Source organism: Geodermatophilus sp. URMC 61 (assembly GCF_052931555.1).
The window spans coordinates 3,649,111-3,674,531 of record NZ_JBRFHZ010000002.1 but is presented as its reverse complement, the minus strand read 5'-3'; the positions used below and the strand labels follow the sequence as shown (position 1 = coordinate 3,674,531).

27 protein-coding genes are annotated in these 25,421 nt (G+C 75.0%); 19 read left to right on the top strand and 8 right to left on the bottom strand.

Features of this window, described 5'->3' with window-relative positions:
• The first annotated feature begins 19 nt into the window (after positions 1-19).
• Both ACU610_RS17155 and ACU610_RS17150 read left to right on the top strand, forming a co-directional pair.
• Positions 20-319, top strand: coding sequence for a hypothetical protein (locus ACU610_RS17155; protein ID WP_446768902.1), 300 nt, complete (start codon positions 20-22; stop codon positions 317-319).
• A gap of 194 nt (positions 320-513) precedes the next feature.
• Positions 514-1,266 (top strand): phosphoglyceromutase, encoded by a 753-nt coding sequence (locus tag ACU610_RS17150; RefSeq protein ID WP_446768901.1) that lies wholly within the window; start codon positions 514-516, stop codon positions 1,264-1,266.
• 160 nt (positions 1,267-1,426) lie between these two features.
• Here the strand turns inward: ACU610_RS17150 and phoU are convergent, their stop codons facing one another.
• Positions 1,427-2,086 carry a phosphate signaling complex protein PhoU gene (gene phoU, locus ACU610_RS17145; RefSeq protein WP_446768900.1) on the bottom strand — a complete coding sequence of 220 codons (660 nt, stop codon included), beginning with the start codon at positions 2,084-2,086 and terminating at the stop codon, positions 1,427-1,429.
• 223 nt (positions 2,087-2,309) lie between these two features.
• Here phoU and ACU610_RS17140 point away from each other — a divergent pair, with 223 nt between their 5' ends.
• Both ACU610_RS17140 and ACU610_RS17135 read left to right on the top strand, forming a co-directional pair.
• Positions 2,310-3,539: a sensor histidine kinase gene (locus ACU610_RS17140; protein WP_446768899.1), complete on the top strand. Its 1,230-nt coding sequence runs from the start codon at positions 2,310-2,312 to the stop codon at positions 3,537-3,539.
• Positions 3,536-4,216 carry a winged helix-turn-helix domain-containing protein gene (locus ACU610_RS17135; RefSeq protein ID WP_446768898.1) on the top strand — a complete coding sequence of 227 codons (681 nt, stop codon included), beginning with the start codon at positions 3,536-3,538 and terminating at the stop codon, positions 4,214-4,216. The genes ACU610_RS17140 and ACU610_RS17135 overlap by 4 nt, the downstream gene beginning before the upstream one ends.
• A 263-nt stretch (positions 4,217-4,479) precedes the next feature.
• Here the strand turns inward: ACU610_RS17135 and ACU610_RS17130 are convergent, their stop codons facing one another.
• Together ACU610_RS17130 and ACU610_RS17125 are read right to left on the bottom strand one after the other, a co-directional pair.
• Entirely contained in the window at positions 4,480-4,689 is a 210-nt protein-coding gene (locus ACU610_RS17130; protein ID WP_446768897.1) for a DUF3072 domain-containing protein, read from the bottom strand.
• A 10-nt stretch (positions 4,690-4,699) separates the two neighbouring features.
• Complete coding sequence (locus ACU610_RS17125; protein ID WP_446768896.1) at positions 4,700-4,885, bottom strand: hypothetical protein; 186 nt, start codon at positions 4,883-4,885, stop codon at positions 4,700-4,702.
• Between the two features lie 103 nt (positions 4,886-4,988).
• Between ACU610_RS17125 and ACU610_RS17120 the strand changes: the two genes are divergently transcribed.
• Entirely contained in the window at positions 4,989-5,984 is a 996-nt protein-coding gene (locus tag ACU610_RS17120; protein WP_446768895.1) for a helix-turn-helix domain-containing protein, read from the top strand.
• A 73-nt stretch (positions 5,985-6,057) separates the two neighbouring features.
• Here ACU610_RS17120 and ACU610_RS17115 read toward each other — a convergent pair whose 3' ends face one another.
• From ACU610_RS17115 to ACU610_RS17105, 3 genes are all read right to left on the bottom strand, one after another.
• Complete coding sequence (locus ACU610_RS17115) at positions 6,058-6,903, bottom strand: class I SAM-dependent methyltransferase (protein ID WP_446768894.1); 846 nt, start codon at positions 6,901-6,903, stop codon at positions 6,058-6,060.
• Positions 6,904-6,907: 4 nt separating this feature from the next.
• Positions 6,908-9,082 (bottom strand): bifunctional MFS transporter/dTMP kinase, encoded by a 2,175-nt coding sequence (locus tag ACU610_RS17110; protein ID WP_446768893.1) that lies wholly within the window; start codon positions 9,080-9,082, stop codon positions 6,908-6,910.
• A gap of 93 nt (positions 9,083-9,175) precedes the next feature.
• Positions 9,176-9,976 (bottom strand): hypothetical protein, encoded by an 801-nt coding sequence (locus ACU610_RS17105; RefSeq protein WP_446768892.1) that lies wholly within the window; start codon positions 9,974-9,976, stop codon positions 9,176-9,178.
• Positions 9,977-10,064: 88 nt separating this feature from the next.
• Here ACU610_RS17105 and ACU610_RS17100 point away from each other — a divergent pair, with 88 nt between their 5' ends.
• Together ACU610_RS17100 and ACU610_RS17095 are read left to right on the top strand one after the other, a co-directional pair.
• A complete protein-coding gene (locus ACU610_RS17100; protein WP_446768891.1) occupies positions 10,065-11,012 on the top strand; it encodes a Ppx/GppA phosphatase family protein in 948 nt (315 codons plus the stop codon).
• The gene (locus ACU610_RS17095) at positions 11,009-11,821 is read left to right on the top strand and encodes a hypothetical protein (protein ID WP_446768890.1); all 813 of its coding nucleotides are present in this window, start codon (positions 11,009-11,011) and stop codon (positions 11,819-11,821) included. Before ACU610_RS17100 ends, ACU610_RS17095 begins: the two co-directional genes overlap by 4 nt.
• Positions 11,822-11,918: 97 nt before the next feature.
• On the opposite strand, the gene ACU610_RS17090 is transcribed toward ACU610_RS17095, so the two are convergent.
• Positions 11,919-12,482 carry a type 1 glutamine amidotransferase domain-containing protein gene (locus ACU610_RS17090; protein WP_446768889.1) on the bottom strand — a complete coding sequence of 188 codons (564 nt, stop codon included), beginning with the start codon at positions 12,480-12,482 and terminating at the stop codon, positions 11,919-11,921.
• 60 nt (positions 12,483-12,542) lie between these two features.
• Between ACU610_RS17090 and ACU610_RS17085 the strand changes: the two genes are divergently transcribed.
• The 6 genes from ACU610_RS17085 (at position 12,543) to ACU610_RS17060 (ending at position 17,182) form a co-directional block, all read left to right on the top strand.
• Positions 12,543-13,268, top strand: coding sequence for a hypothetical protein (locus ACU610_RS17085; RefSeq protein ID WP_446768888.1), 726 nt, complete (start codon positions 12,543-12,545; stop codon positions 13,266-13,268).
• Positions 13,265-14,095 carry a pyrroline-5-carboxylate reductase gene (gene proC / locus ACU610_RS17080; RefSeq protein WP_446768887.1) on the top strand — a complete coding sequence of 277 codons (831 nt, stop codon included), beginning with the start codon at positions 13,265-13,267 and terminating at the stop codon, positions 14,093-14,095. The genes ACU610_RS17085 and proC overlap by 4 nt, the downstream gene beginning before the upstream one ends.
• Before the next feature lie 257 nt (positions 14,096-14,352).
• The gene (locus ACU610_RS17075) at positions 14,353-14,691 is read left to right on the top strand and encodes a helix-turn-helix domain-containing protein (protein ID WP_446768886.1); all 339 of its coding nucleotides are present in this window, start codon (positions 14,353-14,355) and stop codon (positions 14,689-14,691) included.
• 374 nt (positions 14,692-15,065) lie between these two features.
• Positions 15,066-15,164, top strand: a complete 99-nt coding sequence (locus ACU610_RS17070) for a 30S ribosomal protein bS22 (protein ID WP_012854759.1) — start codon at positions 15,066-15,068, stop codon at positions 15,162-15,164.
• 10 nt (positions 15,165-15,174) lie between these two features.
• The gene (locus ACU610_RS17065; RefSeq protein ID WP_446768885.1) at positions 15,175-16,281 is read left to right on the top strand and encodes an NAD-dependent epimerase/dehydratase family protein; all 1,107 of its coding nucleotides are present in this window, start codon (positions 15,175-15,177) and stop codon (positions 16,279-16,281) included.
• Positions 16,274-17,182 (top strand): lysophospholipid acyltransferase family protein, encoded by a 909-nt coding sequence (locus ACU610_RS17060; protein ID WP_446768884.1) that lies wholly within the window; start codon positions 16,274-16,276, stop codon positions 17,180-17,182. Before ACU610_RS17065 ends, ACU610_RS17060 begins: the two co-directional genes overlap by 8 nt.
• Before the next feature lie 107 nt (positions 17,183-17,289).
• Here the strand turns inward: ACU610_RS17060 and ACU610_RS17055 are convergent, their stop codons facing one another.
• The gene (locus ACU610_RS17055) at positions 17,290-18,207 is read right to left on the bottom strand and encodes an HAD family hydrolase (protein ID WP_446768883.1); all 918 of its coding nucleotides are present in this window, start codon (positions 18,205-18,207) and stop codon (positions 17,290-17,292) included.
• Positions 18,208-18,454: 247 nt separating this feature from the next.
• Between ACU610_RS17055 and ACU610_RS17050 the strand changes: the two genes are divergently transcribed.
• From ACU610_RS17050 to ACU610_RS17025, 6 genes are all read left to right on the top strand, one after another.
• Positions 18,455-20,011 (top strand): class I adenylate-forming enzyme family protein, encoded by a 1,557-nt coding sequence (locus ACU610_RS17050; protein WP_446768882.1) that lies wholly within the window; start codon positions 18,455-18,457, stop codon positions 20,009-20,011.
• Complete coding sequence (locus ACU610_RS17045; RefSeq protein ID WP_446768881.1) at positions 20,001-20,249, top strand: glutaredoxin family protein; 249 nt, start codon at positions 20,001-20,003, stop codon at positions 20,247-20,249. The genes ACU610_RS17050 and ACU610_RS17045 overlap by 11 nt, the downstream gene beginning before the upstream one ends.
• 452 nt (positions 20,250-20,701) lie before the next feature.
• Positions 20,702-21,385 (top strand): redox-sensing transcriptional repressor Rex, encoded by a 684-nt coding sequence (locus ACU610_RS17040; protein ID WP_446768880.1) that lies wholly within the window; start codon positions 20,702-20,704, stop codon positions 21,383-21,385.
• A gap of 73 nt (positions 21,386-21,458) precedes the next feature.
• Positions 21,459-22,820 (top strand): glutamyl-tRNA reductase, encoded by a 1,362-nt coding sequence (locus tag ACU610_RS17035; RefSeq protein ID WP_446768879.1) that lies wholly within the window; start codon positions 21,459-21,461, stop codon positions 22,818-22,820.
• Positions 22,817-23,755, top strand: coding sequence for a hydroxymethylbilane synthase (gene hemC / locus ACU610_RS17030; protein WP_446768878.1), 939 nt, complete (start codon positions 22,817-22,819; stop codon positions 23,753-23,755). The genes ACU610_RS17035 and hemC overlap by 4 nt, the downstream gene beginning before the upstream one ends.
• A 109-nt stretch (positions 23,756-23,864) precedes the next feature.
• Positions 23,865-25,406, top strand: coding sequence for a uroporphyrinogen-III synthase (locus ACU610_RS17025; RefSeq protein WP_446768877.1), 1,542 nt, complete (start codon positions 23,865-23,867; stop codon positions 25,404-25,406).
• The last annotated feature ends 15 nt before the right edge of the window (positions 25,407-25,421 follow it).

Below are 25,421 nucleotides of genomic sequence, written 5' to 3'. Positions count from 1 at the left end.
AGCGGTTAGCGTGGCGCCGGTGCAGGAACACCCCGAGCAGCAGCGGCAGGTCCGCGCGCTCGTGGGCCTGCTCGCCGCCACCGCGCTGGTGTACCCGCTGCTGCTGTGCGCGGTCCGCCTGACCTTCGCCCAGCTGCTCGACGTCGACCTCGGCGGCACCCTGCTCTGGCTCACCGCCGGGGCGGCGTGCAGCGTGGCCGCCGTCGCGGCGCTGCGCTGGGGCGTCGACCGCCCCGTCCGCAGCCCGTGGCTGCTCACCGGCCTGCTGCCGCCGGTGGCGTTCGAGGCCTGGCTGCTGTGGCCGCTGCTCGTCGGGTGAAGGACCTCCCTGCCCCGCCACTCACCGGCTCGCGCCAGGCCCCGTCCGGAGGCGGGTCGCGGCCCCGTCCCGAGGCTCACCGCGAGCCTGCGAGGGGTGAGGAGGACGTGGTCCTTCCACGGTGAGAGGGACGGGGTCCCTTCCTCCTGCAGGGAGGCCGTTCCGCCACCTCACCGGTCGGGCAGGATGGCCGTGTGACGACAGGAACGCTCGTGCTGCTCCGCCACGGCGAGAGCGAGTGGAACAAGGCCAACCTGTTCACCGGCTGGGTGGACGTGCCGCTGTCGGAGAAGGGCCGCGGCGAGGCCGCCCGGGGCGGTGAGCTGCTCGCCGAGCACGGCCTGCTGCCCGAGGTGGCGCACACGTCGGTGCTCAAGCGCGCGATCAGCACCGCCGAGCTGGCGCTGGCCGCCGCGGACCGGCAGTGGATCCCGGTCAAGCGCTCGTGGCGGCTCAACGAGCGGCACTACGGCGCGCTGCAGGGCAAGGACAAGGCCGCGACGCTCGCCGAGTACGGCGAGGAGCAGTTCACGATCTGGCGCCGCTCGTACAGCACCCCGCCGCCGCCCATCGAGCCCAGCAGCGAGTACTCGCAGGACGGCGACCCGCGCTACGCGGTGCTGCCCCCGGAGGTGCGGCCGCAGACCGAGTGCCTGGCCGACGTCGTCGTCCGGATGCTGCCGTACTGGTACGACGCGATCGTGCCGGACCTGCGCGCGGGCCTGACCGTGCTCGTCGCCGCGCACGGCAACAGCCTGCGGGCGCTGGTGAAGCACCTGGACGGCATGGGCGAGGACGAGGTCGTGGGGCTCAACATCCCCACCGGCGTCCCGCTGCGTTACGACCTGGACGACGACCTGCGTCCGGTCAAGCCCGGTGGCGAGTACCTCGACCCCGAGGCCGCCGCTGCGGCCATCGAGGCCGTCAAGAACCAGGGCAAGCGCTGACGAGTGGGGGGCCGGAGGCCTCCCCGAGGAAGCGCGGACGCGACGGCCCCCACCCGTCTGTCGCGACGAGTGGGGGCCGGAGGCTGCCGCGAGGAGCGACGCAGCGGCTCAGCGCACCCCGGGTACGGCACCTGGCCGCGGTCGATCGCCCGCAGGGCGGTCAATCAGCACGCGCGTGCATCTCCCGCTCGCCGGTGACCAGGTAGACGACCCGACGCGCCACGCTGACCGCGTGGTCGGCGAAGCGCTCGTAGTAGCGGCCGAGCAGGGTGATGTCGATGGCCGCCTCCATGCCGTGCGGCCAGTCCTTGCTGAGCAGCTCGCTGAACAGCTGCCGGTGCAGCTGGTCCATCAGGTCGTCCTCGGCCTCCAGCGCGGCGGCGGCCTCGACGTCGAGCTTGGCGATGACGGTCGCCGTCTGCCGTACCAGGCTCTCGGCGACGTGCCCGGCCTTGAGGAAGATCGGCCGCAGCTCCTGCGGGACGGCGTGCTCGGGGAAGCGCATCCGCGCCAGCTTGGCGACGTGGACGGCGAGGTCACCCATCCGTTCCAGGTCGCTGATGATCCGCATCGCTGCGGTGATCGTGCGCAGGTCCGTGGCGACCGGCGCCTGCCGGGCCAGCAGGGTGAAGCACCGCTGCTCGATGCTCTCCCGCGTGGCGTCGATGTGGTCGTCGCCCTCGATCACCAGGTTCGCCAGCTCGATGTCGGCGTCCAGCAGCGCGGTCGTCGCCTTGCTCATGGCCGACCCGACCGAGTTGGCCATCTCGACCAGGCAGTTGTTGATGTCGTCGAGTTCCTCGTGGTAGTGCTGCCGCACCGTCGTCCTCCTCGTCGGCCGTGTCGGCCGTGGCCAACACTCGGGGGTACCCGCTGTTCGAGGCCCCGACGATCTCTGGACCCCGAGGGTAGGACCGCGCGTCCACCTCGACCGGCCGCGGCGGTGAACGCGGGGACACGGGGACGTGAACAGTCACGATCCGGGGTGCTCCGGTCACCCGCACGGAGGATGTCCGGCGGTCCGCGCGGCCTAGCATCGGCGCGTGAGCTCGTCGGTCGCCCTGCTGGTCGGCCTCGTCGTCGGCGTGGTCGCCGGCGCCGTGGTCGCCGGTCTCCTGGTGCGTCCGCGCCGTCCCGACCCCGAGCACGCCGTCCCGTCCGGCGGCCCGGCGCCCGAGGCGGTCCTGTCCCAGCGGCTGCTGGACCTGATCGAGCCCGCCGTCGTCCTGCTCGACGCCGACGACGTGGTCCTGCTGGCGAACCCGGCGGCCCGCTCCCTCGGCATCGTCCGGAGGACCCGGCTGCTGGTCCCCGAGCTGCTGGACCTGGCCCGCGCGGTGCGCGAGGACGACCGGCGCCGCGCCGAGGTCTCGCTGCCCGGCTCGGTCGTCGGCGGGGGGCCGCGCCAGGTCGGGGTGCTGGGCGTCCGGCTGGAGCGCGACACCGGACCGGCGCCCGGGGCGGTGGCGCTGGTGCTGCAGGACGTGACCGAGGCGCGCCGGGTAGAGGCGGTCCGGCGGGACTTCGTGGCCAACGTCGGCCACGAGCTGAAGACCCCGGTCGGGGCGCTGTCGCTGCTGGCCGAGGCGATCGAGGACGCCGCCGACGACCCTGAGACGGTGCGTCGCTTCGCCAGCCGCATGACGCACGAGGCGGACCGGCTGGCCCGTCTGGTCCGCGAGCTCATCGACCTGTCCCGGCTGCAGGGGGGCGAGCCGCTGCCCGAGCTCGTGCCGGTGGACGTCGACACGGTCATCGCCGAGGCGGTCGACCGCACCAAGCTGGCGGCCACCGCCAAGCAGATCGCCATCGTCTCCGGCGGTGAGGGCGGGCTGGTGGTGCGTGGTGTGGAGTCGCAGCTCGCCACGGCGGTCACCAACCTGCTGGCCAACGCCGTCAGCTACAGCCCCGAGAACACCCGGATCGCCGTCGGCGCCCGCGCCCGCGCAGGGTTCGCGGAGATCACCGTGACCGACAGCGGCATCGGCATCCCGCGCGAGGACCGTTCGCGGGTGTTCGAGCGCTTCTACCGGGTCGACCAGTCCCGGGCCAGCCGCACCGGCGGCACCGGCCTCGGGCTCGCGATCGTCAAGCACGTGGCCACCAACCACGGTGGCTCGGTGAGCGTGTGGAGCGAGGAGGGCCTCGGCTCCACCTTCACCCTGCGGATCCCGCTCGCCGAGGCCGCACCCGAACCCGCCGGCGACGCGCCGGCCGAGCACGACCTGGCCGGCGGCCCGTCCGCCGCTGACGCCCCGGAAGGACGGTCATGACCCGAGTGCTGGTGGTGGAGGACGAGGAGTCCTTCTCCGACGCGCTGTCCTACATGCTGCGGAAGGAGGGGTTCGACCCGGTCGTGGCCACCACCGGGCCGGAGGCGCTCGCCGAGTTCGACCGCGGCGGCGCCGACATGGTGCTCCTCGACCTGATGCTGCCGGGGCTGCCCGGCACCGAGGTCTGCCGTCAGCTGCGCTCTCGCAGCAACGTGCCGATCATCATGCTGACCGCGAAGGACGCCGAGGTCGACAAGGTCGTCGGGCTCGAGCTCGGCGCCGACGACTACGTCACCAAGCCGTACTCGGCCCGCGAGCTGGTCGCCCGCATCCGCGCGGTGCTGCGCCGCCGTGGCGACGTCGAGGCGCCGGCCGACTCGGCCCTGGAGGCCGGCCCGGTGCGCATGGACGTCGACCGGCACGTCGTCTCGGTGGACGGCGAGCCGGTCGCCCTGCCGCTCAAGGAGTTCGACCTGCTCGAGCTGCTCATGCGCAACGCCGGACGGGTGCTCACCCGGGTCCAGCTCATCGACCGGGTGTGGGGTTCGGACTACGTGGGCGACACCAAGACCCTCGACGTCCACGTCAAGCGGCTGCGCGCCAAGATCGAGCCGGACCCGGCCAACCCCAAGTACCTGGTGACCGTCCGCGGGCTCGGCTACAAGCTCGAGGCCTGACCGGTCGTCGGCCCACCGGCCGCACCGCGGCCTGGAGCCGTCTCCCGAGGCGTTGAGCCCTGCCGGGCACTCCGTCGCGGGAGCCTCCGGCCCCTCCTCGCGCCGCCCCGCGGGGCGTCTCCTGTGCGCACCGCGGTCCGGTGTCGTCCCGGCTGCGCCGAGCCCCACCGCCGCCTCGTCGCGGCCCCCTCCAGGAGCCCACTCCTCGACGACACGACGGCCGGGTGCGGTCCCCGGCCGGGTGTCGAGCGGACCGGCCGGGGTTACTGACCCCGGCCGGTCTCGTCCTGCAGCTCGTCGATCTTGCGCGACGCGTCGGCCTTGGTGATGTCGTCCGGCACGTCCTCGCCGGCCTCGCGGGCCAGCGTGTGCAGGTAGCTCTTCTGGGCGCCGGTGGCGGGCTCGTCGCCGGTCACCCAGTCCGACGGGTCCTTCTGGGTGCTGCGGTCCTCGTTCGCGGTCGGTTCGCTCATGTGTTCGATCCTAGGCCGGGGTCAGCTCCCGCGCAGGTCGAGCCGCGGCCGCACGGCGAGCGGCCTCCCACCGGCGGCCGGTCCGGTAGACGTGCACGCCGCCGCAGGGGCACTCGACGTGCAGTGCGATGTGGGTCGGGTGGTTGACCACCGAGCGGATGCGCCGGTCGGCGACCAGCTCGTCGGTCCTCGTCACGGGGCAGGTGATCAGCAACACAGGCTGAGCGTGCTCCGGGGCGGCCGCGGGCACGAGTGGCAGAAGTGACCTCTATCGCATTTTTTCTGCCATGCTGTCCGGCATGAGCACCGACCGTCCCCTCGTGGTCAGCGTGGTGGTCGCCGACGGTCTCGTCGGCAGCTTCGGGCTCGGCGTGTGTGCCGAGGTCTTCGGCTACGACCGCCGGTACATGGGGCTGCCGCGTTTCGACTTCGCGCTGGTCACCGAGGCGCCCGGCGTCCTGCGCACCGACACCGGCATCCCCATCACGGTGGAGCACGGCCTGGAGCGGCTGGCCCGCTCCGACATCGTCTCGATCACGGCGTGGGAGTTGTTCGACCGCGTGCCCTCGCCCGTGCTGCTCGACGCCTTCCGCGAGGCGTATGCCCGGGGCGCCACGATCATCAGCCACTGCACGGGCGCCTTCGTGCTCGCCGAGGCGGGACTCCTCGACGGCAAGCGGGTCACCACCCACTGGAAGTACGCCGGCGAGCTGGCCGCCCGCTTCCCCGCCGTCGACGTGGACCCCTCGGTGCTCTACGTCGACAACGGCCGGATCCTCACCGGCGCCGGGACGGCGGCCGGCGTCGACACGCTGCTGCACCTGGTGCGCCGGGAGTGGGGCGCCGCGGCCGCCAACGCCCTGGCGCGCGAGATGGTGGTGCCGCCCCACCGCGACGGAGGGCAGGCGCAGTTCATCGACGCCCCCGTCGCCGAGTGCCAGGACGACCTGCTCGGCGCCGTCCTGGAGTGGGCCCAGAACCACCTCGCCGACGACCTGAACGTCGAACTGCTCGCCCGCCGCGCGCTGATGAGCCCGCGCAGCTTCGCCCGCCGCTTCAAGGCGACGACCGGCACCACCCCGCACGCCTGGCTGCTCGGCCGGCGCCTGGCGGCCGCGGAGGCGCTGCTCGAGGAGAGCGACGCACCGGTCGAGGAGATCGCCCGGCTCGTCGGCTTCGGCACCGCCGCCGGGTTCCGGGAGCAGTTCACCCGCCGGCGCGGGGTGTCCCCACGGGCCTACCGGCAGACCTTCCGGGCCGCGCTCGCCGCGGTGGACGACGACCGGGCGGCGTGAACCCGGCGAGATCGGCGGTCTCGCACGCTCCGACCGCGGGATCCGTGCCAGATCGCCGATCCCGCCGCGCTGACTAGGCGCCGGGGATGGGCCGGGCCACGCCGACCAGGGAGTCGAGCCGGCCGGCGTTGGCCGGGGCCAGCGGGCTGCGGATGACCCGGGTGAGTGCCAGCCCGGCCCGGGCCAGCAGCAGCGCGTGGGTGCGCGGCGTGAAGTGCCAGATGTGCTCGGTCGGCTTGAGCGTCCACCAGTGGGTGCGAAGCAGCCGAGCCGGCAGCGAGGAGACGTAGGGCGTCGAGAACAGGACGACGCCGTCGTCGGCGACCAGCGAGCGCACCGTCCGCCAGAAGGAGAGCGGGTCGGGCACGTGCTCGGCGGTGTCCCAGGCGCACACGACGTCGAAGCCCGGGGTCAGCGGCGCGTCCTCGAGCTGACCGCAGAACACGTCGAGCCCCAGGGTGCCCCGGGCGTGCTCGGCGCCGGTGCGGGAGAGCTCGACGCCGGACGTCGTCCAGCCGGCCTCCCGCGCCGCGGCGAGGAACAGGCCGTAGCCGGCGCCGACCTCGAGCAGCCGCCCGCCCACCGCGCCGCCGCGCTCGCGGTCGACCAGCGCGAGCCGGCCCGCCGTCCAGGTGCGCTGCAGCACCATCGCCGGCGACCAGCGGCCCCCGGCCGAGGGCGCGCCGTCGGCCGAGGCGACGCCCGCCCCGTAGACGCCGCCCTCGAAGTAGCCCACGTCGTCGTAGAGCCGCTGCAGCGCCTCGGGGCGCAGCCGCGGGCTGATGAAGACCAGCTCGCACTGCGGGCAGCGGACCACCCCGAACGGGGCGACGTCGTGCACCAGCGTGCCGGGCAGCCGGCACAGGCAGCAGACGACGTCCTCGGTGTCCCCGGCCGTCCAGTGCACGAGCTCTGCCACCGGGTCAGCCTACGGAGCGACCGGCCCCTTGCACCGCAGCGCCGGAGGCCGCGCCGGGCGTCCCCGGCCCGGCGGGCACCGGCCCGGGAGGGGCGGGCGGTGAGGTCGCGGCCGGATAGCGGCTGGCCACCAGGGTGGCCAGCCGCCGGCGGACGACGGGGGAGACCAGACCCTCGTCGGCGCCGGCGCCCAACAGCTCCCCGGGGACGACGACGTAGCGGTCCGGGGCCGCCTCGGCCAGCGCGAGGAAGGCGCGGCGCACCGCCTCGGCGTCGGCACCCGCGGGCGCCGAGGTCACCGGGGCGTCCACGACGACGGTCAGGTCGGGCAGCAGCCCGTGCGTACCCCACAGCGACGTCCGGAGGATGCGGTCGCCGTCGAGGCCCTGGCCGGCGCCGTGGAAGGCGATCGAGGTGTCCACGTAGTGGGTGTTGACCACCACCCGGTCGGCCTCGAGGGCCGGTCGGATCACCGTCGCGACGTGCTGGGCGCGGTCGGCGGCGGCCAGCAGCGCGGCGGTGTGCGGCGTGACCGGGCGGCCGGTGTCGTCGAGGGCCGGCCTGGGCTGCGGGAGGCCGGTCCCCGAGCCGGGCGCGGCCGGGAAGAGCAGGCCGCGCACCTGGCGGCCCAGCCGCGTGTCGCTGGGCTCGGCGGTCACCTCGACCTCGCAGCCGCAGTCACGCAGCACCTGGGCCAGGTCCGCGGTGTAGCGGCGGGTCAGCTCGCGGTCGGCGCCCTCGACGACGACGAACAGCCCCACGCCGCTGGAGGCGGCCGAGAACAGGTCCGAGCGGCCCCACAGCAGCCGCAGCACGTCGCGGACGCGGGTGCGCGAGCGGGCCGGCACCACCTGGCGGGTGGCGTAGGCGCTGACGACCAGGGCCATCGCGCCGCCGACCAGCAGCGTCAGGCCGGGGCCGGTGAGCGTGAGCACCAGGTCGCCGAGGCGGACGTCGTGGGTGCCCAGGAGCCCGGCCAGCCCGGGGCCGACCGCCACGGCGAGCAGCAGCACGATCCGCACCGAGGAGATGACGAAGGCGAAGACCCGGCCGCGCAGCCGGTCCTCGACCTCGAAGCCGATGAGCGTGTAGCCGATGATCCAGCTGACGCCGGCGAACAGGCCCACGCAGAACGCCGCGGCGGTGGCCAGCACGAAGTCCCGCAGCAGCGACATGACCAGCAGTGCGACGCCGGCCAGCCCAATGGCGTGGGTGAAGACGCTGCGCCGCGGGACCGTGGGCAGGATGCGTGGCCCGGCGAGCATCCCGATGGCCAGGCCGGTGAAGACGACGCCGAACACGACCGAGTAGCCGGCCGTACCGGCGCGCAGGGTGGCCACGTACAGCTGGGCCACGCCGACGGTGAGCCCGCCGGCGCCGAACGCGCCGATCACGCCGACGTACAGGGCCCGCATGAACGGCTGGCCGCGCAGGAAGGCCACGCCCTCCACGACCAGCGAGAAGACGTTGCGCTGCGCGCCGTCCCGGTCGACCGGCGTGCCCGGGATGAGCCGGCGGGAGACCAGCACGGTCATGGCGCTGAGGCCGAAGCTGCCGGCGTTGAAGACCAGGGCGACGACGATCGCCGTCCGCGCCTCGCTGCCGTCGCCCTCACCGAGGAGCCGGCTGACGGTGGACAGCAGCGCGAACAGCAGGGCGGCGACGGGGACCGCGCCGTACACGGAGAACAGCGACACCTGGTTGGCGACGGCGAGCCGCTCGCGGGGCACGATCGACACCCACATCGCCTGCTTGGCCGGGGTGGTGAAGAGCCCGACCGCCTCGACGAGGAACTGGGCGACGTAGAGCCAGGTCAGCTCGTAGGTGACCGCGATCGACAGGTACAGCGTCAGCGCCAGCAACTCGCCGACGACCACCGTCGTCCGCCGGTCGAGCCGGTCGGCCAGCGCTCCGGCCACCGGACCCAGCACCAGGTCGGGCAGGAGCCGGGTGAGGATGACGCCGGAGATCGCCGCGCCCTGCACCGCCAGGGACTCGCCGCGGGTGAGCTGCTGGGCCATCGCCGTGGTGGCCAGCAGCCCCAGCCAGTCGCCGAGGCTGGAGACGGTGATCGCGGCCCACAGCCGCCGGAACACCGGGATGCGGACGAGTGCGAGGAAGGCGTTGTCGGACCGCCCCCGGGCCGGGGGAGGGGCCGCCGTCGCGCGCTCCTCGCTCACAGTCCCCGCCGTCCGGTCGTCGGTCGCGTCGGGGAGAGGGTAGTGGCGCGACGTGACCGTTCGGTGCCGTTCGACCCTCGGACGGGGGAGCGCTCAGGGCCGACGGCGGTGCAGCGTCACCGGGACGGGCGGTGGGCTCGCCGGATGGGGGGCGACCAGGCCGCGGTCCAGCCGCTCCTCGGTCAGCCGGCGCAGCTCCGCGTAGGCCGCCGACCCCAGGAGGGCGGTGAGCTCGCCCTCGTAGGTGGCCACGAGCGGCTCGGCGGAGACGTGCGCCGCCGGTGAGCCGGTGCACCACCAGTGCAGGTCGTGCCCGCCGGGACCCCAGCCGCGCCGGTCGAACTCGCCGATGCTCGACACCAGCACCGTGGTGCCGTCGGGACGCTCGACCTCCTGCTGCTCCCGGCGCACCGGCAGCTGCCAGCACACGTCGGGCTTGGTCAGCAGCGGGTGCATCCCCTCGCGCAGCGCCATGCGGTGCAGCGCGCAGCCGGTGCCGCCGGGGAAGCCGGGTCGGTTGAGGAAGACGCAGGCGCCGTCGACCAGTCGGGTGCGCAGCGAGCGGACGCCGCCCTCCTCGTCGGCGTCGTCCTCCTCGGTCCAGGCGCCGCGACCGAGCGGTGCGAGCTGCCAGTCCTCGTCGGTGAGGTCGGCGACGGCGGCGGTGACCCGGGCCAGGTCGTCCTCGTCGCTGAAGAAGGCGCCGTGGCTGCAGCAGCCGTCGTCCGGACGGCCCTCCACGACGCCGGCGCAGCCGCGGCCGAAGACGCACGTCCAGGCCGACGACAGCCAGGTCAGATCGGCCCGGACGACGTGGTGCGGATCAGCCGGGTCGGGGAACTCGACCCACTCCCGGGGGAAGTCCAGCGGCACCTCGGGCGGGACGTCGTGCACCCGGCCAGCCTAGAGAAAGGACCCCCTCCCCCTCACGCCTCGCTCCGCTCGGCGCGAGCCTCTGGAGGGGGCCATGCAGACTGACCGCATGAGGCTCGGGGTCCTGGACGTCGGCTCGAACACCGTGCACCTGCTGGTGGTCGACGCCCATCGCGGCGGTCACCCGACCCCACAGCACGACGACCGCTGGCTGCTGCGCCTCGCCGAGCACGTCGGTGACGACGACCTGCTGTCCAAGGACGGCGAGAAGGCGCTGCTCAAGGCGGTGCGCAAGGCGTGCGAGCAGGCCGAGAAGCAGCGCTGCGACGAGGTGCTGGCGCTGGTCACCTCCGCCATCCGCGACGCCCGCAACGGCATGGAGGTGCTGGAGCGGGTCCGCCAGAAGACCGGCGTGGAGCTGCAGGTGACCAGCGGCGAGGACGAGGCGCGGCTGACCTTCCTCGCCGTCCGGCGGTGGTTCGGGTGGAGCGCCGGGCGGCTGCTCGTGCTCGACATCGGCGGCGGGTCGCTGGAGCTGGCCAGCGGCCTGGACGAGGACCCCGACGTCGCGCTGTCGCTCCCACTGGGTGCCGGCCGGGTGACCCGGCGCTTCCTGCCCGAGGCGCGCACCGGCGGGCGACCGGACCTGCGTGCCCTCGCCGAGCTCGACGAGTACGCCGCGGACCTGCTCGAGCCGGCGGCGAAGAAGCTGCTGGCCGGCGGCCCGCCGGACCTGGTGACGGCGACCTCCAAGACGTTCCGGACGCTGGCCCGGCTCACCGGCGCGGCGCCCTACTCCGCGGGCCTGCGTGCCCCGCGTGAGCTGACCCTCGAGGGCCTGGTCCAGCTGCTCGGGTTCGTCGCCCGCATCGAGTCCTCGGCGCTGGCCGAGCTGCAGGGCGTGTCGCCCGACCGCGCCCACCAGATCCCCGGCGGCGCCGTCGTGGCGCGGGCCGCGATGCGAGCGCTGGACGTACCGTCCGTGCGGATCTGCCCGTGGGCGCTGCGGGAGGGCGTCATCCTCCGGCGACTGGACTCGTTGGAGGACGAGAGATGAGCACTCCTCCCGGAAGCCGCGGCGAGGGGCGCCGCGACCCGGAGACCGGCGGCCGGCCGCTGGCCGACATCCTGCGCGAGGCCGGGGTCGAGTCACCCACCCGTGGCCGGCGCCGCCGCGGGGACGAGCTCGAGGACACCGGCGTCCGCCAGCGCGGCTCCGGGGACACCGGGCGGGTGGCCGACCGGACGCAGTTCGGTCGGCGCGCGAGCGACCGCGCGGGGGACCGGACCGGGAGCCGGGCCGGGGACCGCGTCAGGGAGCAGATCGAGGACGCCGCCGCGCCGGTGCCCGAACGGCGGGTCGGACGCCGACAGCCCGAGCCCTCGACCGCCGCCATCCCGGGGCTGCGGCCCTCGCGCAAACCGGGCGTCCCGACCGCCACCGGGACCACGCCGGAGGCCACGGTCCGCGAGCGGACGCCTCGGGCGCGGGCGGAGGGCGCCGAACCCGGGCCGCGGACCGGCCCGATCCCCGTCGTCCGGACCGACGACCCGCCGATGCTCGAGGACGAGGACCTCGGCCCCCGCGAGGGCGCCCTGGCCTGGCTGCGCTTCATCGGCGAGCTCGTGCTCGCGCTGGCCGCCGGGGTCGGCATCTACTTCCTGTTCACCGTGCTGTGGCAGCAGCTGCCCTACGTGGCCGTGCTGCTCGCGCCGGTCGCCGTGGCCGGCCTGGTCGGCGGCGTCAGCGCGTGGCGGCAGCGCCAGGACCGGGAGCCGGCCGGCGTGCGGCTGGTGGCGATCCTGGTCTTCGCCGGGACCCTGCTCACCATCGCACCCGCCGCCAACCTGCTCGCCACCGCGTGAGGACCCCTCTGCAGGGTCCCGCCACTCGCGAGCGCGGGGCGGGACCCTGCAGAGGGGCCACCCTCCTCACCTCCGCAGGCTCAGGCCGTGGCCGCCGTCAGTCCTCGTCCTCGTCCTGGTCCGTCGCGGCGAACTGCTCGACGATCGCGGCGTTGAACGCGTCGAGGTCGTCGGGCTTGCGGCTGGTGACGAGGTTGCCGTCGACGACGACCGCCTCGTCGACCCAGGTCGCGCCGGCGTTGCGCAGGTCGGTCTGCAGCGAGGGCCAGGAGGTCATCCGCCGCCCGCGGACGACGTCGGCCTCGGCCAGCACCCAGGGTGCGTGGCAGATCGCCGCCACCGGCTTGCCCGCCTCGAAGAACGCCCTCACGAAGGCCACGGCATCGGCGTCCGCGCGGACGAAGTCGCCGTTGATGACGCCGCCGGGCAGCACCAGCGCGTCGTACTCGTCGGGGTCTGCCGAGCTGACCACCGCGTCCACCTTCTTGGTGTCGCCCTTGTCGATGTGCTGGTAGGCGGTGATCTCCCCGGCCTCGAGGGACACCAGCTCCGGCTGGGCACCGGCCTCCTCGAGCGCCTGCCACGGCCGGTCGAGCTCCACCTGCTCCACGCCGTCGGTCGCGAGGACGGCCACCTTCAACCCGTTGAGTTCGTCAGCCATGCGGCGGCGGCTACCCCGCCCCCGAGTGGCACACACGCCGCGAGCACTAGGTTCGGCCCCGTGCGTGCGCAGATCACCGCCCCGGTGCGCCGCCTGCTCGACGCCCTCTCCGGGGCCGGGCCGCGGGTCGCGGACCCGGTCCGCGCCGCGGCCGACGCCACCGCCGCGGGGTGCACGGTCGCCCTCGAGCACACGCCTGCCGCGGACGCCCCCGTCGAGCTGCGCGACCTCGTCGCCCGGGTGGCCGGCGCGGGGCTCGCGGGTGCCTGCGAGCTCACCGTGCCCGTCGACCGGCTGGGGCCCGCGGCCGCCGGGGTGGTCCGTGCCGCGGCCGAGGCCGGGCTCGACGTCGCGCTGGCCGGCGCCCCGGCCGCCGTGGACGCCCTCGCGGCGGACGCCGGACCGGTCACCGTGGTGGTCCGTGCGGCCGACGCCGGCGCCGAGGAGCGTTGCCGTGCGCTGGCGGACGGCCGGGTGCGGCTGACCGGGGCACACCTGCCCGGGCGGCGCGGTGCGGCCGCCGACCTGGCCTTCGTGCGCTGCCTCGACGTGCTGATGAGCGGGGCCGGGCGCCCTGGCGTCGGCACGACCGACCCGCGGCTGGTCGCCATCGCCGGCGAGCGCGCCGCCTGGAACGAACGACCCCCCGACAGCTGGGAGTACGTCATGCCGTGGCAGGTCCGCAGCGAGCAGCAGCGCCGGTTGGTCGCCGGCGGTCACCGGGTGCGGGTGGTCCTGCGCTCGGGTCCGGCGACGTCCGCCCTCCGTCCGGCGGGCCGGTCGTGAGCGCGGGGGAGGCCGCCCGCTCCGGCCTGGCGATCATCGGTGGCGGGAAGATCGGGGAGGCGCTGCTCTCCGGGCTGGTCCGCCGCGGCGGGCCCGAGGGGATCGTCGTCTGCGAGCGCCACGCCGAGCGCGCCGCGCAGCTGACGGAGCGGTACGGCGTCCCGGTGCTGGAGCTCGCCGAGGCCGCCGCCCGCGCCCGGGTGCTGCTCCTCGCGGTCAAGCCCCAGGACATCGGCACGCTGCTCGGGCTGCTGGCGGGCTCGGTGGACGCCGGCCACCTCGTGGTGTCGGTCGCCGCCGGCGTCCCGACGTCGACGATCGAGGCAGCGCTGCCCGAGGGGGTCCCCGTCGTCCGGGTGATGCCCAACACCCCGGCCCTGGTCGACGAGGGGATGAGCGTCCTGTCGGCCGGGGCGCACGCCGACGAGGGGCACCTGGACGAGGCCGAGGCGCTGCTGGCCGCCGTCGGGCGGGTGCGGCGGGTGCCGGAGGCCCAGCAGGACGCCGTGACCGCCCTGTCGGGCAGCGGACCGGCCTACTTCTTCTACCTGGTCGAGGCGATGGTCGACGCCGGCATCCTGCTCGGCCTGCCGCGCGACCTCGCCGTGGACCTCATCGTGCAGACCGCGCTGGGCTCGGCGGTGATGCTGCGGGACTCCGGCGAGCACCCGGTGCAGCTGCGGGAGGCCGTCACCAGCCCGGGCGGGACGACGATCGCCGCCATCCGGGAGCTGGAGCGGCACAGCGTGCGCGCGGCGCTGATCGCGGCCATCGAGGCGGCGCACGCGCGCTCGGTGGAGCTGGGACGGGCCGCGCGCGACCGGTGACCGTACCCCGAGCGAGCGTCGATGTGTCGACTCAGCGTGACCGCGTCGCGACGTGTTGCCTACGACGCGCCCGGGCACATGTCGACGTGGCTACATAGGTGTAGTTCTGCCCAGGACGGACCGTTCCCCCTGTTCGTTTCTTCCATCGCTTCTGTCACGCATGTCCCCCTACTCTCTGTGTCAGCACATGCGGGCTCCGTAGTCGGTGGGGAAGCCGACGCCCGGCGCGTGCTAGGTCCGGAGATGAAGAGATGACCATGCCCCAGCGCACCGTTCCCGCCGCCTACGCCCGCCCGGGCATCCCCGGCCCGCGCCCCGCTGGCCGGCCCATCCAGGCCGCCACCATGGCCCGCCCCGTCCCGCCGCAGCACCCGGCCGCCATGCCCGTCGGCCGTCCGCCGATCCCGGCCCCCCGCGCCGCCGTCACCTTCCTGACGGTCGCCGAGGTCGCCAGCATGATGCGCGTCTCCAAGATGACCGTGTACCGCCTCGTGCACGCCGGTGAGCTCTCCGCCGTCCGCGTCGGCCGCTCGTTCCGCGTCCCCGAGCGCGCCGTCCAGGACTACCTGCGCGACGCCTACACCGACATCGCGTGACGACAGCGACGGGAGCATCGCAGCGAGCGCCAGCGAGCGAGGAGCGGACCGGCGCGCGGAGTCGCGCCATGGGCATCGCCTGAGACGTGACGGGCTCGTCGGCGCAGCCGGCGAGGAGGGGTGGACCGGGGCGCGGTCGCGTCACCGAGGTCGCCCGAGGCACCACCCCACCCCTCGCGGGTGGGATCCGGATCGCCGGCAGGCCCACGCGGCAGCGTCGCCGCGGGGCCGCCGGGTACGCTCGGACGCCGAGCGACGCCGGGGCTGGTTCCGGTCCGGGTCGTCGCACACGAGCTGATCACCTCGCGCGGCGCCCGGTGCGACCTCCCGGTCGACGGTGGCCGCCGCGCCGCAACGACGTCGGGAGCACGCACATGGGTTCGGTCATCAAGAAGCGCCGCAAGCGGATGGCGAAGAAGAAGCACCGCAAGCTGCTGAAGAAGACCCGCGTCCAGCGCCGCAACAAGAAGTGAGCTGACGCTCGTGCCGCCCGCGGTTGTCCTGGTCACCGGTGTCAGCCGGTGGCTCGGGGGTGCGCTGGCGGCCGAGCTCGCTCGCGACCGCGCCATCGAGCGCGTCATCGGGGTGGACACCGTCCCCCCGTCGCCGGAGATGCTCCGCCGGCTGGGCCGCACCGAGTTCGTGCGGGCCGACATCCGCAACCCGATGATCGGCAAGGTCATCGCGACGGCCTCGGTCGACACGGTCGTGCACATGAACATCAGCTCCACCCCCGCCGGCTCCGGCGGGCGGGGGCCGATGAAGGAGCTCAACGTCATCGGCACGATGCAGCTGCTGGCCGCCTGTCAGCGGGCTGAGTCGGTCCGCCGGTTCGTGTTGAAGTCGAGCAGCGCCGTCTACGGCGCCTCCTCCCGCGACCCTGCGGTCTTCACCGAGAAGATGCAGGCCCGCCGGGTGCCCTCCGGGGGCTTCGCCCGGGACAGCCTCGACATCGAGGGCTACGTCCGGTCCTTCGCGCGCCGCCGTCCCGACGTGGGGGTGGTCGCACTGCGCTTCACCAACTTCATCGGCCCGCGCATCGACTCGGTGCTCACCTCCTTCCTGCGCATGCCGCTGGTCCCCACGGCGCTGGGGTACGACGCCCGCGTGCAGTTGCTGCACGAGGACGACGCCCTCGCCGTGCTGACCAGGGCCACCACCGGTGACTTCGCCGGCACCGTGAACGTCGGCGGGGAGGGCACCCTGCTGCTGTCGCAGGCGATCCGCAGGCTCGGCCGGCTGCAGGTCCCGCTGCCCTCGCCCGCACTGGGCTCGCTGGGCCGGCTCACCCGCCGGTTCGGGTACGTCGACTACTCTCCGGAACAGATGCGCTTCCTCAACTTCGGTCGCGTCGTGGACACCACGGTGCTGCGCGACGAGTTCGGCTACACCCCCCGGTACACCACCGAACAGGCGCTGGCCGACTACGCGACCACCGTGGTGCCGGTGATCCCGCCCCAGGTGGTCGCCGGTGTCACGGAGCGGGCGCAGGGCCTCGTGGCCCGCATCGGTGCGACGGCCGGCACGGTGGGGGAGCGGCTGCGTCCGGCACCGCCGTCCCCGTCACTGCGGGCGGTGCGCGATGCCTGAGGCGCGGGTCATCCCGCTGCGGCCCGACGACGAGGAGCCGCGCGTCCCACCCCCGTCGTCCGCCTCGTGGGAGGAGCAGGTCGCCGGCGGCCTGGAGTTCCTCCGCCGTCGGGTGACCGGCGACTACGACACCGACGAGTTCGGCTTCGACCCCGACCTCACCGACCACGTGCTGCTCCCGCTGCTGCGGCCGCTGTTCGAGCGCTGGTTCCGGGTGGAGACCCACGGCGTGGAGAACGTGCCCACCACCGGCGGCGGGTTGGTCGTCGCCAACCACTCGGGCACCCTGCCGCTCGACGCGATGATGGCCACGGTCGCCCTGCACGACGACCACCCGGCCCGCCGGCGCCTGCGGTTGCTCGGCGCCGACCTGGTCTTCGACCTGCCCTTCATCGGCTCGCTGTCGCGCAAGCTCGGCTCCACGCTGGCCTGCAACGAGGACGCCGAGCGGCTGCTGACCGGCGGTGAGTTGGTCGGGGTCTTCCCCGAGGGCTTCAAGGGGATCGGCAAGCCGTTCCGCGAGCGGTACACGCTGCAGCGCTTCGGTCGCGGCGGTTTCGTCACGGCCGCCCTGCGCACGGGGGCGCCGATCATCCCGTGCGCCATCGTCGGGGCCGAGGAGACGTACCCGATGATCGGCAACGTCAAGACCGTCGCCCGGCTGGTCGGCCTGCCCTACTTCCCGGTGACGCCGACCTTCCCCGCGCTCGGCCCGCTGGGGCTGGTGCCGCTGCCGTCGAAGTGGCTGATCGCCTTCGGTGAGCCGATCGAGACGGCGTCCTACGGTCCGGCTGCCGCCGAGGACCCGATGCTGGTCTTCAACCTCACCGACCAGGTGCGCGAGACGATCCAGCAGTCGCTCTACCAGCTGCTCCTGCAGCGCAGGTCCGTCTGGGGCTGAGCCTGCGGCGAGTGGGGGCCGGAGGCCTCCGCGAGGAGGGGCAGGTGGAGCTCCGCGCAGGTCGGGGACGGCACCTGGCCGCGGTCGGAGGCCGGTAGGCCGACAGATCAACTCAGCTTGCGGCGGCGGATGGCCAGCGCACCGCCGACCAGACCGCCGGAGAGTGCGGCGGCCGCGACGGTGGGGACGACGGTCTTCGCGGCCTTGCGGCCGGTGCGGAAGTCCCTGATCTCCCAACCGCGGGAGCGGGCGACCGCACGCAACTCGGTGTCGGGGTTCACCGCGACCGCGCGGCCGGTGAGCGTGAGCATCGGGAGGTCGTTGGAGCTGTCGCTGTAGGCCGTGCAGCGCGACAGGTCCAGGCCCTCCCGCTCGGCCAGCGCCCGGACCGCCTCCGCCTTGGCCTCGCCGTGCATGAGCTCACCGACCAGCCGCCCGGTGTAGTGCCCGTCCACGACCTCCGCGACGGTGCCCAGCGCGCCGGTGAGCCCCAGCCGGTGGGCGATGATGCTGGCCAGCTCCACCGGCGTCGCCGTCACCAGCCAGACCCGCTGGCCGGCGTCGAGGTGCTGCTGGGCGAGCACCCGCGTGCCCGCCCAGATGCGGTCGGCCATGAGCTCGTCGTAGATCTCCTCGCCGGCCTGCACGATCTCGGCGACCGGGCGCCCGGCGACGAAGGCCAGCGCGCTCTCCCGGATCGTGTGCATGTCGTCGGCGCTCTCGTTGCCGGCGATCCGGAACTTGGCCTGCTGCCACACGAACCGCGACATGTCGCGGGCGGTGAGGTACTTGCGGGCGGCCAGTCCGCGGGCGAACCAGAAGATCGACGCGCCGACCATCATCGTGTTGTCGACGTCGAAGAACGCCGCCGCGGTCAGGTCCGGGACGACGGCCGGCGCCGGCTCGACCTCGGCGGCCGCGGCCGAGGCGGCACCGGCGACGTGGGCCCGCGTCTCCTCGTCCAGCACGTCCGCCGAGCGCCCACGGCGGCCGCGGAAGGGCAGTCCCGGCACGACGACCTCCACTGTGGCTCCTCCACCGCCCTCGCGGGCGGCCGGTGGACACCCGACCCTAGTGGCGTCCCGCGGGCGAGCGGCCGGGGGTCCTGGGCACCGCCCGTCCTCGGTTGCGACCCCGCTGGAGGGCGCGCGGTGCTGCGGGTCGGAGCCGGTGGTGACAACATGACCGCGGTCCGTCCACGCCACCCGGTCGAGGGGCGGTGCGAGTCACCCTCCGCGGGTGGCCATGACCGCTGCACCGGAGGAGATGTGCATGACCGACGTCGGTAGCTCGCTGTCCGCGCTGGTGCGCAGGGCGGCGCGGGACCGTGCGGACGCACCGGCCGTCGTCGCCGGCGAGGAACGGCTCAGCTGGGGGGAGCTGGACGCGCAGGTCGACCGCGCGGCCGCCGGCTACGCCGCCCGCGGACTGACCCCGGGCGAGCGGGTGGCGGTGCAGCTCCCCAACGGCGTCGACTGGCTGCGGGCGACGCTGGGCGCCCTGCGCGCGGGCCTCGTCGTCGTCCCGGTCAACACCGCCTACACCGACCCGGAACTGGAGTACGTGCTCACCGACTCGGGGGCGTCGCTGCTCGTCGCGGGCGGAGACCGTTCCCCGGTGGCCGGCGTGCCGGTGCTCGCCGGCCCGCCGGCGGACGACGCCCCGCCCCCCGCGGTGCCCGAGGGGGACGGCCCGGCCTTCCTCGCCTACACCAGCGGCACCACCGGCCGACCGCGCGGCGCCATGCTCCCCGCGGCGGCGCTGCGGGCCAACCAGGAGCAGTGCCTGCGGATGGACCCGCCGCCGGTCCGGCCCGACGACCGCGTCCTGATCGTGCTGCCGCTGTTCCACGTCTACGGGCTCAACGCCGGCTTCGGCCTGGTCGCCGCCACCGGCGCCTGCGCGGTGCTCCTGGAGTCCTTCGACCCGGTGGCGTCGCTGGAGGTCATGGCCCGCGAGGAGGTCACCGCGATCCCGGGCGCCCCGCCGGTGTTCCAGGCCTGGCTCGCCGTCGCCGACGCCGCCGGGTCCGACGCCCTCCTGCGCCGTGCCTTCGCCGCGGTCCGCATGGCCTCCTCCGGGGCCGCGCCGCTGCCCGAGGAGGTCTGGACGGCGATGCGCGAGCGGGCCGCGGTCACCGTGTGGGAGGGCTACGGGCTCACCGAGGCATGCCCGGTGGTGGCCAGCACCCTGGCGACCGGGCGGGCCAAACCGAACTGCATCGGCGGCCCGGTCCCCGGCGTGGAGCTGCAGCTGCGCGACACCGCGCTGCACGAGCCGGTCGAGGAGGACGACGTCCCGACGCCCGGCGACCTCGCCGAGGACGGTCCGGGCGAGATCTGGGTGCGCGGCGCCAACCTCTTCTCCGGCTACTGGCCCGACGGGGTCGACGGTCCGGACGCCGAGGGCTGGCTGCCCACCGGCGACCTCGCCTACGCCGACGAGGACGGCGACCTGCACCTGGTCGACCGGCGCAGCGACCTCATCCTGGTCAGCGGCTTCAACGTCTACCCCGCCGAGGTGGAGCGGGTGCTCGACGCGCACCCGGCCGTCGCGGAGAGCGCGGTCATCGGCGTGCCCGACCCGCAGACCGGTGCCGCCGTCCGGGCCGTGGTCGCGCTGCGGCCGGGCCGGCAGCTCGGCTTCGAGGAGCTGCGCGAGCACGCCGCGGCGTCCCTCGCCCGGTACAAGGTGCCGACGTCGGTGCACGTGCTCGCCGCGCTGCCGCACTCGCTGACCGGCAAGGTCAGCCGTGCCCGGCTGCGCGAGCTCGGCCTGGCCCGCGCCGACGAGGAGCCGGCGGCGTCGGGAGGCGACGGTGACCGCTGACGCACCCAGGCTGCAGCTGCTGACCCGGGCCGACTGCCACCTGTGCGCGGTGGCCGCGGAGACCCTCGAGCGGCTCGCGGCCGAGGCCGGGCTGCCGCTCGCGCAGGTCGACGTGGACGCCGACCCGGAGCTGCAGGCCGAGTACGGCGACCGGGTGCCGGTCGTGCTGCTCGACGGGCGGGAGCACTCCTACTTCACCGTGGACGTGCCCCGGCTGCGGCGCGACCTCGGCCTGTGAGAGGACCGGCCAGCGGCACCGCCGGCAGGTCCCCGTGCGCCGGGGACCTGCGGTCGCCGGACGGCGTCGGATCCACCCCTGGAGCGCGGCTCGCACCCCCGCGCCGTTCCTGACGCTCCCGCGCTGCTGCAACGGCGCAGCAGCGGGTGGAACAGCGCGCGAGTGCATGGGCCGGCGGAGGGTGGTCAGGACCCGACCCTCCAGGGCGGCCGACCGGGGGCGGCACGGCTCCCCCCGGCGGGTCGATCGAGGAGACGCCGGGTATGGTCTCCACCACAGCGGGGCGCATCTGCGCTGGGGAGCGGCCTCCTGGCCCCCAGCGACTTTGTTCCTGCGTTCACAAGCGGTTACCGTGGCGTTCGCCGGGCGGCGGACCGCCCGGGTCCCCGATGTCGTTCGACCGCATCCGGCACCCGCCGGAACCCCGGGCGCGACTGTCTGTGGAGTGCCGCGTGTCCTCAACCCGGCCCCGGATCCCGGAGGCCACCGTCGCCCGTCTGGCCGTGTACCTGCGCGTGCTGACCGGGCTGGCCGACGGCGGGCGCAGCAACGTCTCCTCGGGTGAGCTCGCCTCCGCGGCGGGCGTGAACCCGGCCGGGCTGCGCAAGGACCTCTCGCACCTGGGCCCCTGCGGGGTCCGCGGGGTCGGCTACGAGGTGGGCACGCTGCGCGACCGCATCGCCCGGGTCCTCGGCGTCGAGCGGTCCCGCCCCTGCGTGCTGGTGGGGATCGGCAACCTGGGCACCGCCCTGGCCGACTACGCCGGCTTCGGCAGCCGCGGCTTCCGCTTCGTCGGGCTCTTCGACGCCGCTCCGGAGCGCGTCGGCCGGCGGATCGGCGGCCAGCCGGTGCGCCCGGTGGACGAGCTGGACGAGGTGGTGGCCGCCACGGCGGCCACGATCGGGGTCATCGCGACACCGGCCGACGTCGCCCAGTCGGTCTGCGACCGGCTGACCGCGGCCGGGGTGAGGAGCATCTTGAACTTCGCGCCGGTGGCGCTGAACGCGCCCGCTGGGGTCGACGTCCGCCAGGTCGACCTCTCCGTCGAACTGCAGGTGCTCGCGTTCCTCGGCCAGCAGCGCGGTACCACGGCGACTGCGGCACTGGAGGCCCCGAGCGTGGAGGTGACCGCGTGAGCGAGCTCGCGAGCTCACCCATGAGCACGGCAGCCCGGCGAACGCGTCCGACGAGCACCGGCGAGGAGGACTCGTGAGCCTCCTGGCCGTGGGGGTGAGCCACCAGACCGCCCCCGTCGCCCTCCTCGAGCAGTTCGCCATGGGAGCCGACGACACCGTCAAGGCGCTGCACGAGCTGGTCGGCAGCGACCACGTCAGCGAGGCGATCGTGCTGGCGACCTGCAACCGCGTCGAGGTCTTCGCCGAGGTGGACCGCTTCCACGGCGGCGTCGCCGACGTCAGCCGGGTGCTGTCCCGCCAGGCCGGCGCCACGGTGGAGGAGCTCTCCCCGTACGTCACCGTCCACTACGAGGACCAGGCCGTCGCGCACCTGTTCACCGTCGCCGCCGGCCTGGACTCCATGGTCGTCGGGGAGACACAGGTCCTCGGCCAGCTGCGCAACGCCTACGCGCTCGCCCGCGAGCAGGGCACCGTCGGCCGGGCGATGCACCCGGTGGCGCAGCACGCGCTGCGGGTCGGCAAGCGGGTCCACTCCGAGACCGGGATCGACAAGGCCGGCGCCTCGCTGGTGTCGGTCTCCCTCGACCGCGCCGAGGAGCGGATCGGCTCGCTCGCCGGCCGGCCGGTGCTCGTCGTCGGGGCCGGCTCCATGGGCGCCCTGTCCGCCGCCACGCTGGCCCGCCGCGGCGCCGCCGTGACCGTGAGCAGCCGCACGCCCGAGCACGCCGAGCGGCTGGCGACCTCCGTCGAGGGCCGGGCCGCCGACCTCGCCGACCTGCCCGCGGAGATCGCCGCCGCCGACGTGCTGGTCACCTGCACCGGCGCGCGCGGCATCGTCATCGGCACCGAGGTGGTGGCCCGGGCGATGGCCACCCGGCCGGACCGGCCGGTGGTCGTCATCGACCTGGCCCTGCCGCGGGACGTCGACCCGGGCGTGGCCGCTCTGCCGGGCGTGCACGTGGTGGACCTCGCGCTGCTGCAGGGGGAGCGGGGTGCCGACGGGCACGCGTCCGCGAGCCCGGTGGCGGCCGACGACGTCGCCGCGGCGCACGCGCTCATCGAGGCCGAGACCGCGCTGCTGCGGGCCGAGCGGCAGGCCGCCGCGGTCGCGCCCACCGTCTCCGCGCTGCGCAGCCAGGCCGCCGAGGTGGTCGACGCCGAACTGCTGCGGCTCTCGGCCCGGCTGCCCGACCTGGACGCCCGCGCCCGCGCCGAGGTGGCCCGCACCGTCCGCCGCGTCGTCGACAAGCTGCTGCACGAGCCGACCGTGCGGGTCAAGGAGCTGGCCAGTGCCCCCGGCGGCGTCGACTACGCCGACGCCCTGCGGGCGCTGTTCGGCCTGGGCATCGACGCCGAGGTGGTCTCCGAGCGGACCAACCTGGCCGAGGCGGTCACGGTCGACCCCGACGACCTGCGTCCCGGCGGTGCGTCGTGACGGCGACCACCACGGGCACCCTCCGGCTGGGCACCCGCGCCAGCCAGCTGGCGACCACCCAGTCCCAGGCGGTCGCCGACGCGATCACCGCGGCCAGCGGCGTCCCGGTCGAGCTGGTGCACATCAGCACCGAGGGCGACCGTTCCTCGGCGGCGATCGCGCAGCTCGGCGGCACCGGCGTCTTCGTGACGGCGATCCGGCAGGCGCTGCTCGAGGGCACCGTCGACGTCGCCGTCCACAGCTACAAGGACCTGCCCACGCTGCCCGAGCCGGGGCTGACCATCGCCGCCGTCCCGCCCCGGGAGGACCCGCGCGACGCGCTGGTCGCCCGCGACGGCCTGACCCTCGGCGAGCTGCCGCCCGGCGCGAAGGTGGGCACCGGCGCCCCGCGGCGGGTCGCCCAGCTGCGCGCCCTGGGCCTCGGACTCGAGGTGGTGCCGATCCGGGGCAACGTCGACACGCGCGTGGCGCGGGTCGTGCCGGGCGACCTGGACGCCGTCGTGCTGGCCCGCGCCGGGCTCACCCGGCTGGGGCGGCTCTCGGCGGTCACCGAGACCCTCGACCCGCTGCAGGTCCTCCCCGCGCCGGCGCAGGGCGCGCTGGCCGTGGAGTGCCGCAGCGACGACGAGCGGACCGGACAGCTGCTCGCCGCCCTCGACGACGCCGGCACCCGCGCCTGCGTCGTCGCCGAGCGGACGACGCTGGCGGCGTTGGAGGCCGGCTGCAGCGCTCCGGTCGCCGCGTACGCCGAGCTGGCCGAGGGGGAGGACGGCCCCGAGCTGTTCCTCCGCGCCTCGGTCACCGCGCTCGACGGCAGCGACGGCGTCCGCGGCTCGGTCACCGGGCCGCCCATCGAGGCCGAGCGACTCGGCCGCGAGCTCGCCGCGGAGCTCCTCGACCGGGGCGCCGCCGAGCTGATGGCGGCCTCCCGGTGAGCCGCACCCCCCGGGCCGGGCAGCAGGACCCGGCCTCCCGTACCCCCGCACACGAGCCCTCCGGGGCCATGCCACCAGAGCCCTACCGGGCAGAACCTAGGAGCAGGACATGACGCGCAAGAACGGCGCGGCGGCCGGCAGGGTCGTCTTCGTCGGCGCCGGCCCGGGCGACCCCGGGATGCTGACCGCCCGGGCCACCGCGGCACTCGCCGAGGCCCACACCGTCCTCGTCGACCCCGACGTCGCGCCGGCGGTCACCGAGGCCGTGCGCGCCGACCGGCCCGAGCTCGAGCTGACCCCCGCGACCGGCGAGCCGGCCGAGGTGGCCAAGGCCGCCGTGGCCGCCGCCAAGTCCGGCGGCACCGTCGTCCGGCTGGTCGCCGGCGACCCGTTCACCTGCGACGACGTGGTCAAGGAGGTGCTGGCCGTGGGCCGCACCTCGGTCGGCTTCGACGTCGTCCCGGGTGTCGCCTCCGCCACCGCCGTGCCGGCCTTCGCCGGTGTCGCGCTCGGCGGCACCTCGCTGTCGGCCGACCTGCGCGGCGGCGAGGCCGACCTGGCGGCGCTCGCCGCCGCGGCGAAGAGCCTGGACGCCCCGCTGGTGCTGCAGGGCAACGCCGAGGACCTCCCCGACGCCGCCGCCCGGCTGGTCGAGGGCGGACTGTCCGGCTCCACCGCGGTCGTCGTCACCACCGGGGGCTCGGGCACCGCGCAGAAGAGCGTCGTGGCCAAGCTCGCCGCCGTCGCCGAGAAGAACGCCGGGCTGGACAGCGTGACCGGCCCGGTCGTGGCCACCGTCGGGTCGGCCGTCGACAAGCGCGCCCGGCTGTCGTGGTGGGAGAGCCGGCCGCTGTTCGGCTGGCGGGTCCTCGTGCCGCGCACCAAGGACCAGGCCGGCGACATGAGTGACCGGCTGCGGGCCTACGGCGCCGTCCCGGTCGAGGTGCCGACCATCGCCGTCGAGCCGCCGCGCAGCCCCGCGCAGATGGACCGCGCCATCAAGGGCCTGGTCACCGGCCGCTACGGCTGGATCGTCTTCACCTCGGTCAACGCGGTGAAGGCCGTCCGGGAGAAGTTCGTCGAGTTGGGCCTCGACGCGCGGGCGTTCGCCGGTGTCAAGGTCGCCTGCGTCGGCGAGTCCACCGCCGACGCGGTGCGCGCCTTCGGGATCATGCCGGAGCTGCTGCCCACCGGGCAGCAGTCCAGCGAGGGCCTGCTGGCCGACTTCCCGGAGTACGACGACGTGCTCGACCCGATCAACCGGGTGCTGCTGCCGCGCGCCGACATCGCCACCGAGACCCTCGCCGCGGGCCTGCAGGAGCGCGGCTGGGAGATCGACGACGTCACCGCCTACCGCACCGTCCGGGCCGCCCCGCCGCCCGCTCCGGTGCGCGAGGCGATCAAGGGCGGCGGCTTCGACGCGGTGTGCTTCACCTCGTCGAGCACCGTGCGCAACCTGGTCGGCATCGCCGGCAAGCCGCACGCCAAGACGGTCGTCGCGGCGATCGGCCCGCAGACCGCGGCCACGGCGCAGGAGTTCGGCCTGCGGGTCGACGTCCAGCCCGAGACCGCTGCGGTCGGCCCGCTGGTCGACGCCCTGGCCGAGCACGCCCTGTCCCTCCGCCAGGCGGAGGGCGGCGAGGACAGGTGAGCGAGCTCGCGAACT